We start from the raw sequence: 13,405 nt of genomic DNA, 5'->3' as shown, positions 1-13,405 counted from the left end.
ATCTCGCCCCAGCTCGGGCGCATCGCCCCGGTCGCGCTCGTCGCCGGGCAGGACAGCGTCGGCCTCGCGACCATCTCGCGCACGCTCGTCGAACTCGCCTACACCCGGGTGGACATGGTGACCCGGCGCGGGGAATTTGCCGTGCGCGGCGGCATCCTCGACGTGTTCCCGCCGACCGCCGATCAGGCGCACCGCATCGATTTCTTCGGCGACGAGGTGGACCAGATCCGGACCTTCTCAGTCGCGGACCAGCGCAGCCAGTCCGAGCCCGTCGCCCGGATCGAGCTGCCCCCGGCGCGGGAGCTGCTGCTCACCGAGGAGGTGCGCCAGCGGGCGAAGGACCGGGTCGAGCGCTACCCCGCGATCGCGCAGATGCTGGAGAAGCTCGGCGAGGGGATCCCGGTGGAGGGCATGGAGTCCCTCATGCCGATGCTCAGCCCGGGGCTCGCCCCGATCACCGATTTCCTGCCCGCGGGCGGCGCGGTCCTCGTGGCCTCGCCCGAGCGCGTCGCGAGCCGCGCGGTCAGCCTCGCGGACACCAACCGCGAGTTCCTGGACGCCGCGTGGAGCGCCGCGACCGCGGGGGCGGACGCCCCGCTCAGCTTCGACGAGCAGGGCTTCCTGACCCTGGACGAGCTTCGCGATGCCTCCGTCGGCCGCCCCTGGTGGACGGTCACCGCCTTCCTCAGCGCTCCGGAGGAGGACGCCGACGCCGCCGCTCAGGCCGCTGACGCCGCGCGGGCCGCCGGGGAACTCGCCGCCGCGCCTGAGGCTGAGCCCGAGCACGAGGCGGGGACGATCCCCGTGCACGGCTCCGCGCTGCCGCAGATCACCGGCGCGAGCGACGGGGCAAGCGACTTCCTGCGCACCCGCCTCGCGGAGGGCTGGACCGTGGTGGTCACCGCGCAGGGCACCGGGCTCGTTGACCGGGCCCGGGACGTGCTCGCCGAGCACGGCATCGCGGCACGGGTCGTCGAGGAGCTGCCCGCGGAGCCCGAGAGCGGCGTCGTCTACGCGCTCGCGGCGACCGCCTGGCACGGCTTCCAGTCGGCGGAGGCCCGCCTCCTGCAGCTGACCGAGGCCGAGTTCTTCGGGCGCACGGTCAGCTATCAGCCGGGCCGCGTCGCGAAGGTCGCCACCCGGCGCAAGAACGTCGTTGACCCGCTCAAGCTCGTCGCGGGCGACTATGTCGTGCACGAGACCCACGGCATCGGCCGCTTCGTCGAGCTCAGCCAGCGCATGGTGCCCTCGGGCTCCGGCCGGAACGCGACGAAGGTGCTCCGCGAGTACCTGGTTCTGGAGTACTCCTCGACCAAGCGCGGCATGCCCGCGGACAAGCTCTACGTGCCAACGGATCAGCTCGATCAGCTCTCCCGCTACGTCGGCGGGGAGGCCCCCGCGCTGAGCAAGATGGGCGGCTCGGACTGGGCCACCGCGAAGACCAAGGCGCGGCGGGCGGTCCGCGACATCGCCGTGGAGCTCGTCAAGCTCTACTCGGCGCGGATGGCGTCCCGCGGGCACGCCTTCAGCCCCGATACCCCGTGGCAGCATGAGCTGGAGGAGGCCTTCCCCTTCGCCGAAACGATCGATCAGCTCACCACGATCGACGAGGTGAAGAAGGACATGGAGTCGCCCGTGCCGATGGACCGGCTCGTGTCCGGCGACGTCGGCTTCGGCAAGACCGAGATCGCGGTGCGCGCGGCCTTCAAGGCGGTGCAGGACAACAAGCAGGTCGCGGTGCTCGTGCCGACCACGCTGCTCGTGAAGCAGCACTTCGAGACCTTCCAGGACCGCTTCGCTGGCTTCCCCGTCCGGCTCCGGCAGCTGAGCCGTTTCCAGACCGACAAGGAGGCGAAGGAGACCCTCGCGGGCCTCGCCGACGGCAGCGTGGACGTCGTGATCGGCACGCACCGCATCCTGACCGACTCGATCGAGTACAAGGACCTCGGCCTCGTCATCATCGACGAGGAGCAGCGCTTCGGCGTGGAGCACAAGGACTCGCTGAAGAAGCTGAAAACCAACGTCGACATTCTCTCGATGAGCGCGACCCCGATTCCGCGCACCCTGGAGATGGCGGTCACCGGCATCCGCGAGATGAGCACCCTGGCCACCCCGCCCGAGGATCGGCACCCGATCCTCACCTTCGTCGGCGCGCGCAGCGATAAGCAGATCGCGGCGGCCATTCGGCGCGAGATGCTCCGCGAGGGCCAGGTGTTCTTCGTGCACAACCGGGTGTCATCGATCAGCCGCGTCGCCGCGGAGCTGGCCGAGCTCGTACCGGAGGCGCGCATTGCCGTCGCGCACGGCAAGCTGAACGAGCACACCCTGGAGCGGGTCGTCGTTGACTTCTGGGAGCGCAAGTTCGACGTGCTCGTGTCCACCACGATCATCGAGACCGGCCTCGACATCGCGAACGCGAACACGATCATCATCGACCGCGCGGACCGCTACGGGCTGAGCCAGCTGCACCAGCTCCGCGGGCGGGTCGGCCGCGGGCGGGAACGGGCCTACGCCTACTTCCTCTACGACGGAGAAAAGGCGCTCTCGGAAACCGCGATCGAGCGGCTGGAAACCATCGCAACGAACAACGATCTCGGCTCCGGCATGCAGGTCGCGATGAAGGACCTGGAGCTGCGCGGCGCGGGAAACCTGCTCGGCGGGGAACAGTCCGGGCACATCGCGGGCGTCGGCTTCGACCTGTACCTGCGGATGATCGGCGAGGCCGTGAACACCTTCCGCGGCGAGGACGTGCAGACCGCGGCGGAGCTCACCCTGGAGCTGCCGCTCGACGCGCACATCCCCGAGTTCTACGTGGACAGCGAGCGCCTGCGCCTCGAGGCCTACCAGAAGTTCTCCGCGGCCAGCCACCCGCAGGCCCCGGCCGAGCACGTCTCGCTGGTCCTGGAGGAGCTGACGGACCGCTACGGGGAACCCCCGGAGGAAGTGCGCCTGCTCGCGCGCGTGTCGACCCTGCGTCGCCGCTCCGCCCAGCTCGGACTCACCAAGGTCGTCGCGGCGGGCAACAGCCTGCGCATCGAGCCCGTGACGCTGCCCGATTCGCGGCAGCTCCGGCTGAGCCGGATGTACCCGGGCTCGCGCTACACGGAGACGAACCAGCAGATCGTCATTCCGATGCCCGTCGCCGCCCGCATCGACGAGGTGGACGACACCGACATCGTGGGCTGGGTGGATACGATCTTCGACCTCATCATCTCGGATCCGGTCGCCCCGGTCGCCGCGGCCGAGTCCGCGCAGGCGCCGGCGAAACGGCCCGCCGCGCAGCCGAAGGGCGCTGCGCCGGCCACCACCACCGCCGCCGCTCCGGCTCCGGCGGCGCGGCAGCAGCCGAACGCCGCGCGCGCCGCGGGGTCGCTCGGCCGTTCCGGGTCGCCGACGGCGCCCCGGGCCGCCCCGAAGGACACCGTGATCGGCTCGGTGGCCGCCCGCCGCGCCGCGAAGCGCGAGGCCGAGCGCCGCGCTCGCGGGGAGTAGCGCCCGGTGCGGCGCTGAACCGCCGAGGGGCGTGCGTGTGAGGGCGGCAGCGCTTGCGCGCATGAGCGGCACCACCTAACCTGGGCGCGACGAGGCGAAGGGACGAAGCCATGCGCGACGTGTGGACCGCGGTGCACCGCGAACGCGCTGCCCTGCTCGACGACCTCGGCACGGTGCCCGCGAGCGCCTGGGACACCCCGTCGCCCTGCCCGGGCTGGACCGTGCACGACGTGCTCGCCCACCTCGTCGATGACGCGAGCACCACGAGCTGGTCCTTTGCCCGGGACCTCGTCCGCTCGCGCTTCGCCTTCGACCTCATGAACGAGCAGGGCGTCGCCCGCGAGCTCCGGGCCGATCCCGCGGAGACGCTGGAGGCCTTTCGCGCGGTTCGGCACCGCCGCTCCGGGGCGCCCGCCCCCGCAGCCTCCCGGCTCGTGGAGATCATCGTGCACGGAGAAGACCTGCGCCGACCGCTCGGCCTCCGCCGCCGCTACCCGCTCGGCCCCACGATCGCCGCGCTGCGCTACCAGCGCGCCACCAGCCCGGCGATGGGCGGCGGGCGCGAGCGCGCCACCGGCATCACCCTGGTCCTCACGGACGCCACCCTGACGGGGACGGTCCGCATCGGCTCCGGCCCCGAGGCGCGCGGCAGCGCCCTCGCCCTGCTCCTCGCGCTCGCGGGCCGCCCCGTGCGCCGCGCGGAACTCTCGGGCCCCGGCGCCGAGCAACTCCGGGTGCTCACCCCGGGATAACCGCGCGCGCGGGTAGCTCTCGCGATAGGGTGCAAACGTGAACGAACGCGCGCAGACACCCGCCCCCAGCTCCGGCCGGAACGCGAGTGCCGCCGCCGCACTCCGCGACACCATCGAGACCCTGCTCGGCCCGGACGGCTGCGCCTGGCACCGGGAACAGACGCACGAGTCGCTCGTGCGCTACCTGATTGAGGAGGCCGCCGAGCTCGCCGAGGCCATCGAGGCGGGGGAGGGGCCAGCGCGGGTGCGCGAGGAGCTCGGCGACGTGCTGTACCAGGTGCTGTTCCACGCCGCCATCGCCCAGCGCGACGGCGAGGGCTACGACCTCGAGGCGGTCATGCTCGGCCTGAACCACAAGCTGATCCGCCGCCACCCGCACGTCTTCGGCGGCCGGGAACAGATGACCGTTGCCGAGCTGAACGCTGAGTGGGAAGCGCTCAAGGCGGCCGCGTCCGACGAAGCCGTCGCCTCCCGGGGCGTGCTCGACGGGATCCCGGCTGCGATGCCCGGGCTCGCCCGCGTCGCGAAGGTCATCGACCGGATCGCCCGCGCCGACACCCCGGAAACCCGCGCGGCGCTCGCCGCCGCGCTCGATGCCCCGCTCGACGAGGGGCGGGAACCGGCGGCCGAGCGGGGGAGCGCGGCCGCCGAGGAGCTGGCGCTCGGCCGCGAGCTGCTCGCCCGCCTCGTCTCCGCGCAGGCCGCGGGGCTGGACCCCGACCGGGCCCTGCGCACCGCGCTCCGCGCCCTGGAGGAGGCCGTTGGCTCGGGCGGTGCCCGGCGCGGCTGAGCCCGACTCGCCTCCGGGTGGCGGGCTCGAGTCCGGAGCATGGAAGAATAGCCACATGGCCGCACCCGTAAACCCGCCCCGCGGGATGAGAGACTTCCTGCCCGCCGACAAAGCCCGCCGCGAGCACGCCCTCGGCGTGATCCGGCGCGTCTACCGCGCGCAGGGCTTCGACGAGATCGAGACCCCGATGGTCGAGGACTACGCCCGGCTGCACTCGGGCCTCGGCGGCGACAACGAAAAGCTGTCCTTCTCGATCCTCAAGCGCGGCATCGACGCGGACGCCCTGCGCGCCGCCGCGGACGCCGACAGCACGGAGGCCCTGACCGACCTCGGCCTGCGCTTCGACCTGACCGTGCCGCTGGCCCGGTTCTACGCGAGCCACCGCGCGGAGCTGCCCGGGGTCTTCCGGTCCATCCAGATCGGCCCCGTGTGGCGCGCCGAGCGGCCGCAGAAGGGCCGCTACCGCCAGTTTGTGCAGGCCGACATCGACGTGATCGGCGAGGCCGGGCTGCTCGCGGAGATCGAGCTGATCACGGCCACGGCGACCGTGCTCGACGCGCTCGGCCTGCGCGACTGCGTGATCCGGGTCAACGACCGCCGCCTGCTCACGGCCCTGCTCGCGCACTGCGGCTTTGCGCCGGAAGCGTTCGATAGCGCCCTGATCACGGTGGACAAGCTCGACAAGATCGGTGCCTCCGGCGTCGTCGCGGAGCTCGCCGAGACCAACCCGGCGGCCGCCGAGGCGCTCGGCCGGGTGCTCGCGGCCGTCGAGCCGCGGCTGCTCGGCGAGGGCATCCCGCTCACGGAGGCTGAGATCCGCGCGGCGCTCCCCGAGGGCCTCGCCGAGGAGGCCGTGGCGACCCTTGCGGAGCTGGCCGCGGCGCTCACCGCGCTGCCCGAGGGCGTGTCCCTGCGCTTCGACCCCACCCTCGTCCGGGGCATGGGCTACTACACGGGCACGATCTTCGAGATCGCGCACCCCTCCTCCGGGAGCTCCGTCGGCGGCGGCGGCCGCTACGACGGCATGATCGGGCGCTTCCTCGGCGATGACGTGCCCGCGGCCGGCTTCTCCATCGGCTTCGAGCGGGTCGTTGATCTGATCGAGCTGCCCGAGGAGCAGGGCCCCGAGTCCGTCGTCCTGCTCTTCGACCGCGACGCCGCCCCCGCCGACCTCTCGACGCTCAAGCAGCAGCTCGTCGCCGGGGGGCACCGGGTTCGCCTGGAGCGCCGCCCGAAGAACCCGAAGCCCACGCTCGCTCGTGCCGAGGAGGCCGGGTACACCCGGGTCGCCTCCGTCCGCGCGGGGGTGCGGGACGCCGCCGATCTTGAGCTGCGCCCGCTGGGGTCACGCTAGACTGAACCCCGACTCCCGGCCACCGCCCCACGCGGCACCGTGGCCGGCCGAGGAGCATCCCCCACGGAGGCGTCCTCACCCGAAGCACCCGCTCACACCAGAGCAGAACCGAAGCAGACACGCAACAGTCAAGGAGACCATGGTGGCATTTATCGACGCGGTGATCGCACGCGAGATTCTCGATTCCCGCGGGAACCCGACGGTCGAGGTGGAGGTCGGCCTCACCGACGGCACCGTGGCCCGCGCGGCGGTCCCCTCCGGCGCCTCCACCGGCGCCTTCGAAGCCTTCGAACTGCGTGACGGCGACTCCGCTCGCTACCTCGGCAAGGGCGTGCTCAAGGCCGTCGAGGCCGTGGAGACCGAGCTGGCCGAGGCCATCGACGACTTCGCCGCCGATGACCAGCGCCTCGTCGACTCCGCCCTCATGGCCGCGGACGGCACCGAGAACAAGCAGCGCGTCGGCGCGAACGCCATCCTCGGGGTGAGCCTGGCCGTGGCCCGTGCCGCCGCCGAGTCCGCGAACCTGCCCCTGTACCGCTACCTCGGCGGCCCGAACGCGCGCACCCTCCCCGTGCCGCTCATGAACATCATCAACGGCGGTGCGCACGCCGACACCGGCGTCGACATCCAGGAGTTCATGGCGGTGCCGCTCGGCGCCCCGAGCTTCTCCGAGGCGCTCCGCTGGGGCACCGAGACCTACCACGCCCTCAAGGCGCTCCTCAAGGAGAAGGGCTACGCGACGGCGCTTGGCGACGAGGGCGGCTTCGCTCCCGACCTGCCGAACAACGCCGCGGCGCTCGACCTGATCATGGAGGCCATCACGCGCGCGGGCTTCACCCCCGGCGTGGACATCGCGCTCGCGCTCGACGTCGCCTCCACCGAGTTCTACGCCGACGGCACCTACGCCTTCGAGGGTCAGCAGCGCACGAGCGCCGAGATGGCCGACTACTACGCCGACCTCGTCGCTCGCTACCCGCTCGTGTCCATCGAGGACCCGCTCGACGAGAACGACTGGGACGGTTGGGCACAGCTCACCGAGAAGCTGGGCGACAAGGTGCAGCTCGTCGGTGACGACCTCTTCGTCACGAACCCCGCCCGCCTCGCGGACGGCATCGCCAAGGGCACCGCGAACTCGCTGCTCGTCAAGGTAAACCAGATCGGCACGCTGACCGAGACGATGGACGCCGTGCAGCTCGCGCAGCGCTCCGGCTACACCGCGATCCTGTCGCACCGCTCCGGCGAGACCGAGGACACCACGATCGCGGACATCGCCGTCGCCACCGACTGCGGCCAGATCAAGACCGGCGCCCCGGCACGCTCCGAGCGCGTCGCGAAGTACAACCAGCTGCTCCGGATCGAGGAGGAGCTGGGCGACGCCGCCGAGTACGCGGGCCGCGGGGCCTTCCCCCGTTTCGCCCAGGACTAAGTCGGCGTCATGGCCAAGCGCGCCGCCGGGGCCGAGTTCACCGCCTGGGTGAGGAGCCTGAACTTCTCGTTCTTCACGGTCGGAATCGTGGTGCTCGTGATCGTCGGGGTCTGGATGCTCAGCCCCGGCGTCACGACCCTGGTGGAGCAGCGCCGCGAGATCGCGGAGCTCGACCAGAGCGTGAAGCTGCACCGCGAGGCCGTGGACGACATCGAGGCGGAGCGCGTGCGCTGGCAGGACCCGGCCTATATCCGGGCCCAGGCGCGGGACCGGCTGTTCTATGTGATGCCCGGCGAGACGCAGCTGAGCGTCATCAACGACGTCGTGATTCCCGTGACGGAGACGCCGGAGGCGAGCCCGGAGCTGCGGGCCGCGGAGAGCGACTGGCTCCGCGGCCTCGTCGGCTCTGTGCTCGTCGCGGGCACAACGACCGCCGAACCCGAGGAGCTTGCCGGGGATCCCGAGCAGGCAACGAAGAAAGAGAACTAAACCATGAGCCGCCCACCCTTCGCGAGCCCGACCGACGCCGACATCGAGCGGGTGTCCGAGCAGCTGGGCCGCCAGGCCCGCGGCGTGCTCGGCATCGCCGCGCGCACCGCCTCCGGCGAACCGGTTGTGGTGGCCACCGCGCCCCGGCTGCCCGATGGGACGCCGTTCCCCACGTTCTACTACCTGAGCCACCCCGAGGCCACCGCCGCGGCCTCCCGGCTGGAGGCGGGCGGCTACATGACGGAGCTGAACGCCCTCCTCGCCGAGGACGAGGAACTGCGTGCCGGGTATCAGCGCGCCCACGAGGCCTACATCGCCGACCGGGAGACGGTCGACGATGTGCCGGAGCTCGCCGGGATCAGCGCCGGAGGCATGCCCGTTCGGGTCAAGTGCCTGCACGCGCTCATGGGTCACGCCCTGGCCGCGGGCCCCGGGGTGAACCCCATCGGGGACCTCGCCCTGGCCGCCTCGGGGTGGAGCCCGCAGGACCGGGCAAGCGAAACCTCCTGAAAACCTCCTGAAAACCGCGCTTCTTGATGTTTTCTGTGGAATAGTGGATCTTTAGAGAATTATCTGCGTAATGTCGTCGGGTCTTGCTTGAAAGGTTCGGTTATTCTGAAAGCTTGGCTAGAATAGACTGGTTGCGGGACGCTTTGGCGGCTCCCGGAATTGTGTCTCGGCGTGTTTCGTTGCCGGGCCACCTGTTCAGCGTCTATCGAGGAGACCGTTCGTGTCGAAAAAAATTCTGATCGTTGGCGGAGGCTACGCCGGCTTCTACACCGCATGGAAGCTGGAGAAGTGGCTCCGCGCCGGTGAGGCCGAGGTCACGATTGTCGACCCGCTCCCGTACATGGCCTACCTGCCCTTCCTGCCCGAGGTTGCTGCCGGCTCGATCGAGCCGCGTCACGCGGTGGTCGCCCGCCGCCGCCACCTGAGCAAGACCAAGAACGTTGCCGGAAAGGTCACGGGGATCAACCACGCGACCAAGACCGCGACGATCACCCCGAACACCGGTGAGGTGACCGAGTTCGCCTATGACCACATCGTCATCACGACGGGCTCCGTGTCGCGGACCTTCCCGATCCCGGGTGTCGCGGACGAGGCCATCGGCCTGAAGACGATCGAGGAGGCCGTCGCCGTGCGCGACCGCCTCGTCGGGAACTTCGAGCGGGCCGCGTCGCTGCCCGTCGGCTCGCCCGAGCGCAAGCGCCTGCTGAACGTCGTCGTCGTCGGCGGTGGCTTCGCCGGGATCGAGACGCTTGCCGAGCTGCGCTCCTTCGCCACGAACCTGCTGCGCCGGTACACCGAGATCTCCTTCGACGAGATCGAGTTCCACCTCATCGAGGCGATGGGTCGCATCATGCCCGAGGTCAGCCTCGAGCAGAGCCTCTGGGTCATCAAGATGCTCACCGAGCGCGGCGCGCAGATCCACCTGGACACCCAGCTGCAGTCCGCCGTTGACGGCAAGATCGAGCTGTCCACGGGCGAGAGCTTCGAGTCCGACCTGATCGTCTGGACCGCTGGCGTCATGCCCCGCCCGTTCCTGCGCGGCACCGACCTGCCCATCGGCGGCCGCGGCCACGTGGTCGCGAACCCGAAGCTGCAGATCACCACCGAGGAGGGCGAGCCCATCGGCGGCGCCTGGACCGCCGGTGACACCTCGCAGGTGCCCGACCTCTCGTCGACCCCCGGCCCCGGCGGCTTCTGCGTGCCGAACGCCCAGCACGCGGTGCGCCAGGCGAAGCTGCTCGCGAAGAACATCGTTGCGGACATCCGCGGCGAGGGCATCACCGAGTACAACCACAAGAACCAGGGCGCCGTCGCGGGCCTCGGCATGAACACCGGCGTGTTCCAGCGCGGCAAGTTCGGCATGCGCGGCTACCTCGCGTGGCTCGCACACCGCTTCTACCACGGCCTCGCGCTGCCCACGTGGAAGCGCAAGTGGCGCGTCTTCGGCGGCTGGGTCGGTCACTTTTTCCTGGGTCGCGACACCGTGAACCTGGAGATGACGCAGACCCCCCGCGCCGTCTTCGAGGAGTTCGCCTCCCGCCCGAAGCCCAAGACGGACTAGTCCGCACGGCTCACCAGAATGCCCCTCGGCTGTCAGCCGGGGGGCTTTCTCGTGCCTGCGGCCCGCAGCTCAGGGCTGGGGGACGGTGCGACCGAGCTGATGCTGGAGCGCGGAGCGCAGCTCGGGGAAGCGGAAGCGGTGCCCCGCCGCGCGCAGCCTCGCGGGCAGGACGCGCTGATCGGCGAGGGCCAGCTCGGCGGCGCCCTCCCGCCCGAGCAGGATCGCCGGGGCACAGCCGGGCACGGGGATGACGGAGGGGCGGCCGAGCACCCCGCCCAGGATGCCCGCGTACTCGGACTGCCGCACGGGGGAGGGGGCCACCGCGTTCACGGGGCCAGAGAGCGCCGGATCAAAGAGCGCGCGGTGGTACACCTCCACGAGGTCGTTGAGCTCGATCCAGGACTGCCACTGCTCACCCGAGCCGATCCGCCCCCCGAGCCCCGCGCCGAACAGCGGGCGCAGGAGCTGGAGCACCCCGCCGCTCGCGGCCTGCACGATCCCGGTCCGGATCTGCGCGGTGCGGATCCCGGCCTCGGCAGCCGGGGCCGTGGCCGCCTCCCACTCCGAGACGACGCGGGCGAGGAAGCCCTCGCCGCCGGGCGCGGCCTCGTCGAGCAGATCGTCGCCGCGGGCGGCCCCGTATGCGCCGATCGCTGACGCGGAGACGAAGACGCTGGGGCCAGCGCCCGCCTCATGGCTGCGCGTGGCCAGCTCCGCGAGGGCCCGGGTTGGCCCGATCCGGCTGTCGCGAATGCGCCGCCGGTGCTCGGGGGTGAAGCGCCCGAAGATGCTGGCCCCGGCCAGGTGCACGACCGCGTCGACGCCGTCGAGCAGGGCGGGGTCCGGGTGCTCCGGGTCCCAGAACCGGCGGGCCATTCGGGTGTCGCTCGGCGAGGACTCAGTGCGGGCCAGGCGGATCACCCGGTGCCCGCCGGTGCTCAGAAACGCGGCGAGGGCGCGGCCGACGAGCCCGCTCGTTCCGGTGATCGCGATGGTCTTCGTGCCCGCGCCCGTGGCGGCCCGCCAGGCGTGCGCGTCGAGGTCCGCGGCGAGCTGCGCGTGCCGGTAGCGGAACGCCGGGGCGAGGGCGCGCGCGCCGAGCGGGGTCAGCACCCGGTCGGTCATCCGGCTGGACTCGGGCCCGAGCGCCTCGAACTCGTGCCGGTGCCGCCAGGGCAGCGCGGCCGCGGCGGGCACGCTCCGCCAGCCGTTCGGGACGATCCGGTCCGCGAACTGCCGGTTTTCTCGGTAGCCCGCGGGCACGTGCCGGGCCGCGGCGCGGAGGCCGAGAGGGAGGGCAAGGAGCGCCTGGCCATCGCGGAGCGAATCCGCCTCGTAGACGATGCGGCCGGGCAGCCACGGCGGGGTGAGCCGTTCGAAGCCTCCGGCGCGGCCGTGCCAGGCAAAGACCGACGCAGCGGAGTGGGGGAGCTCGGTGGAGTGGACGTAGGACACGGAAGGCCTCCCAGCGGATCGAGTGCCACGAGCCTACTGCTCGCACCTTTGAATCGGGTGCGTTCGCCCAGTTTTGCCCGGTGCGCGCGTCCTCGCGGCCGGCTCAGCCGCGGACGCCCGGACCTGCCTCCTCGATGGCGCCCTGGTCCTGCGCCGCGTGGCGGCTCAGGAACTCGTACATCTCGGTGTCGTCGACGCCGGGGAAGGAGCCGGTCGGCAGGGGGGAGAGCACGTGCGCGTGCATCCGCGCGCTCGGCCAGGCCCGGGAGCCCCAGCGCTGCTGGAGGTCATCCGCCGGGCGCTTGCAGCAGGTCTCGTCGGGGCAGGTCGAGTGGGTGCGGAATTGGGTGTCGCGCCCACGGAACCACTTCGCATCGTCGAAGCGAACCCCGCAGCTGATCGAGAAGGCGTCGGTTTCCGCGTGCCCCGTCTGCGCTGTGGTCCAGAACGTGCCAACGGGGGTGTCGGTGTACTGGTAAAACTCGCTCGTCCGGTTCGTCCGCTCGAAGGCGGTCCGCCCGGCCCACTTCCGGCAGAGCACCTGGCCCTCGATCGCTCCCGTCGGATCCTCGGGCAGCGGGGTGCCGTCGTTCTCGTAGCCGCGGAGCAGCGCGCCCTCCCGGTCGACCCGGTAGAAGTGGACGAGCAGGTCGAGGTGCTCGGTCGCGAGATTGGTGAAGCGGTGTGCGGCGGTCTCGTGGGTCACGCCGAAGGCGTCCCGGAAGTCCTCGATGGCGAGGTTGCGCTCCCGCTTGGCCTCGCCGAGGAAGTCGAGCGCGCGCCGCTGCGGCATTAGGCAGGCCGAGGCGAAGTAGTTGATCTGGAGCCGCTGCTCCAGGAACTCCGCGTAGCTGCTCGGGCGGTCGTGCCCGAGAACGTGGTGCGCCATCGCCTGGAGCGCGAGGGAGCGCAGGCCGTGGCCGCCGGGGATCGAGGCCGGGGGGAGGTAGATGCGCCCGTTCTCGAGGTCGGTGATGCTCCGGGTGGACGACGGGAGGTCGTCGACGAAGATCAGGGTGAAGCCGAGTTTTTCGGCGAGCACCTGGACCGTGCGGTGTGTGACCGCCCCGGTCGTGTGGTTGACCTTCGCCATGAGCTCCTCGGCGACGGACTCGATCTCCGGGAGGTAGTTATTCTTGGCCCGCATGTCGTGCCGGATCTGCGTGTTCGCGCGCCGGGCCTCCTCTGGCGTTGCCGCGGCCGCCCGGGAGCGCTGGTTCAGCTCCCGGTGCAGGCCCACCAGCGAGGCGAGCGTCTCGTCGCCGAGCGATTTCGGGGAGCGGATAGCCGGCAGGCCGAGCTGGGTATAGACGGGGGAGCGTTGGGCGCGCTCCAGCTCGATCTCCAGCGCGGAGCGGGCGTCGGGGGCCTCCGAACTCAGCAGTTCGGCGACCTCGACGCCCAGCTCCCGCGACAGCCCCTGCAGCAGGGTGAGCTTCGGTTCGCGCTTGCCGTTCTCCACGAGGGAGAGCTGGCTGGCGACGACGCCGACGCGGCTGCCCAGCTGTTCCAGGGTGAGCCCGGCGGCGATGCGAAAGTGCCGGATGCGCTTGCCGAGGATCAGCAAATCCGAGTC

The 13,405-nt window shown here is 71.5% G+C and carries 10 protein-coding genes; 8 read left to right on the top strand and 2 right to left on the bottom strand.

Annotated elements, in window-relative coordinates; all coding sequences use genetic code 11:
* The 8 genes from mfd to OOT08_RS04670 form a co-directional block, all read left to right on the top strand.
* Positions 1-3,492 (top strand): transcription-repair coupling factor (gene mfd, locus OOT08_RS04705; RefSeq protein WP_325091404.1); only part of this gene is annotated, 3,492 nt, incomplete at its 5' end.
* Between the two features lie 110 nt (positions 3,493-3,602).
* Entirely contained in the window at positions 3,603-4,244 is a 642-nt protein-coding gene (locus OOT08_RS04700) for a maleylpyruvate isomerase family mycothiol-dependent enzyme (protein ID WP_325091403.1), read from the top strand.
* Positions 4,245-4,281: 37 nt separating this feature from the next.
* Positions 4,282-5,034, top strand: a complete 753-nt coding sequence (locus OOT08_RS04695; protein ID WP_325091402.1) for a MazG nucleotide pyrophosphohydrolase domain-containing protein — start codon at positions 4,282-4,284, stop codon at positions 5,032-5,034.
* A gap of 55 nt (positions 5,035-5,089) precedes the next feature.
* A complete protein-coding gene (gene hisS / locus OOT08_RS04690; protein ID WP_325091401.1) occupies positions 5,090-6,388 on the top strand; it encodes a histidine--tRNA ligase in 1,299 nt (432 codons plus the stop codon).
* 142 nt (positions 6,389-6,530) lie between these two features.
* Positions 6,531-7,814, top strand: coding sequence for a phosphopyruvate hydratase (gene eno, locus OOT08_RS04685; protein ID WP_325092108.1), 1,284 nt, complete (start codon positions 6,531-6,533; stop codon positions 7,812-7,814).
* A 9-nt stretch (positions 7,815-7,823) separates the two neighbouring features.
* Positions 7,824-8,303, top strand: coding sequence for an FtsB family cell division protein (locus tag OOT08_RS04680; RefSeq protein ID WP_325091400.1), 480 nt, complete (start codon positions 7,824-7,826; stop codon positions 8,301-8,303).
* A 3-nt stretch (positions 8,304-8,306) separates the two neighbouring features.
* Positions 8,307-8,813 (top strand): DUF501 domain-containing protein, encoded by a 507-nt coding sequence (locus OOT08_RS04675; RefSeq protein WP_325091399.1) that lies wholly within the window; start codon positions 8,307-8,309, stop codon positions 8,811-8,813.
* Positions 8,814-9,033: 220 nt separating this feature from the next.
* A complete protein-coding gene (locus OOT08_RS04670) occupies positions 9,034-10,374 on the top strand; it encodes an NAD(P)/FAD-dependent oxidoreductase (protein WP_325091398.1) in 1,341 nt (446 codons plus the stop codon).
* 69 nt (positions 10,375-10,443) lie between these two features.
* Here OOT08_RS04670 and OOT08_RS04665 read toward each other — a convergent pair whose 3' ends face one another.
* Together OOT08_RS04665 and OOT08_RS04660 are read right to left on the bottom strand one after the other, a co-directional pair.
* Positions 10,444-11,829: a TIGR01777 family oxidoreductase gene (locus tag OOT08_RS04665; protein WP_325091397.1), complete on the bottom strand. Its 1,386-nt coding sequence runs from the start codon at positions 11,827-11,829 to the stop codon at positions 10,444-10,446.
* A gap of 103 nt (positions 11,830-11,932) precedes the next feature.
* A complete protein-coding gene (locus OOT08_RS04660; protein ID WP_325092107.1) occupies positions 11,933-13,396 on the bottom strand; it encodes a helix-turn-helix domain-containing protein in 1,464 nt (487 codons plus the stop codon).
* Between the last annotated feature and the right edge of the window lie 9 nt (positions 13,397-13,405).

Origin of the sequence: Leucobacter sp. M11, from assembly GCF_035726885.1 — a bacterium.
Taxonomy (GTDB): domain Bacteria; phylum Actinomycetota; class Actinomycetes; order Actinomycetales; family Microbacteriaceae; genus JAPFRB01.
The sequence above is the reverse complement of the archived record's forward strand: the minus strand, read 5'-3'. Positions and strand labels throughout refer to the sequence as shown.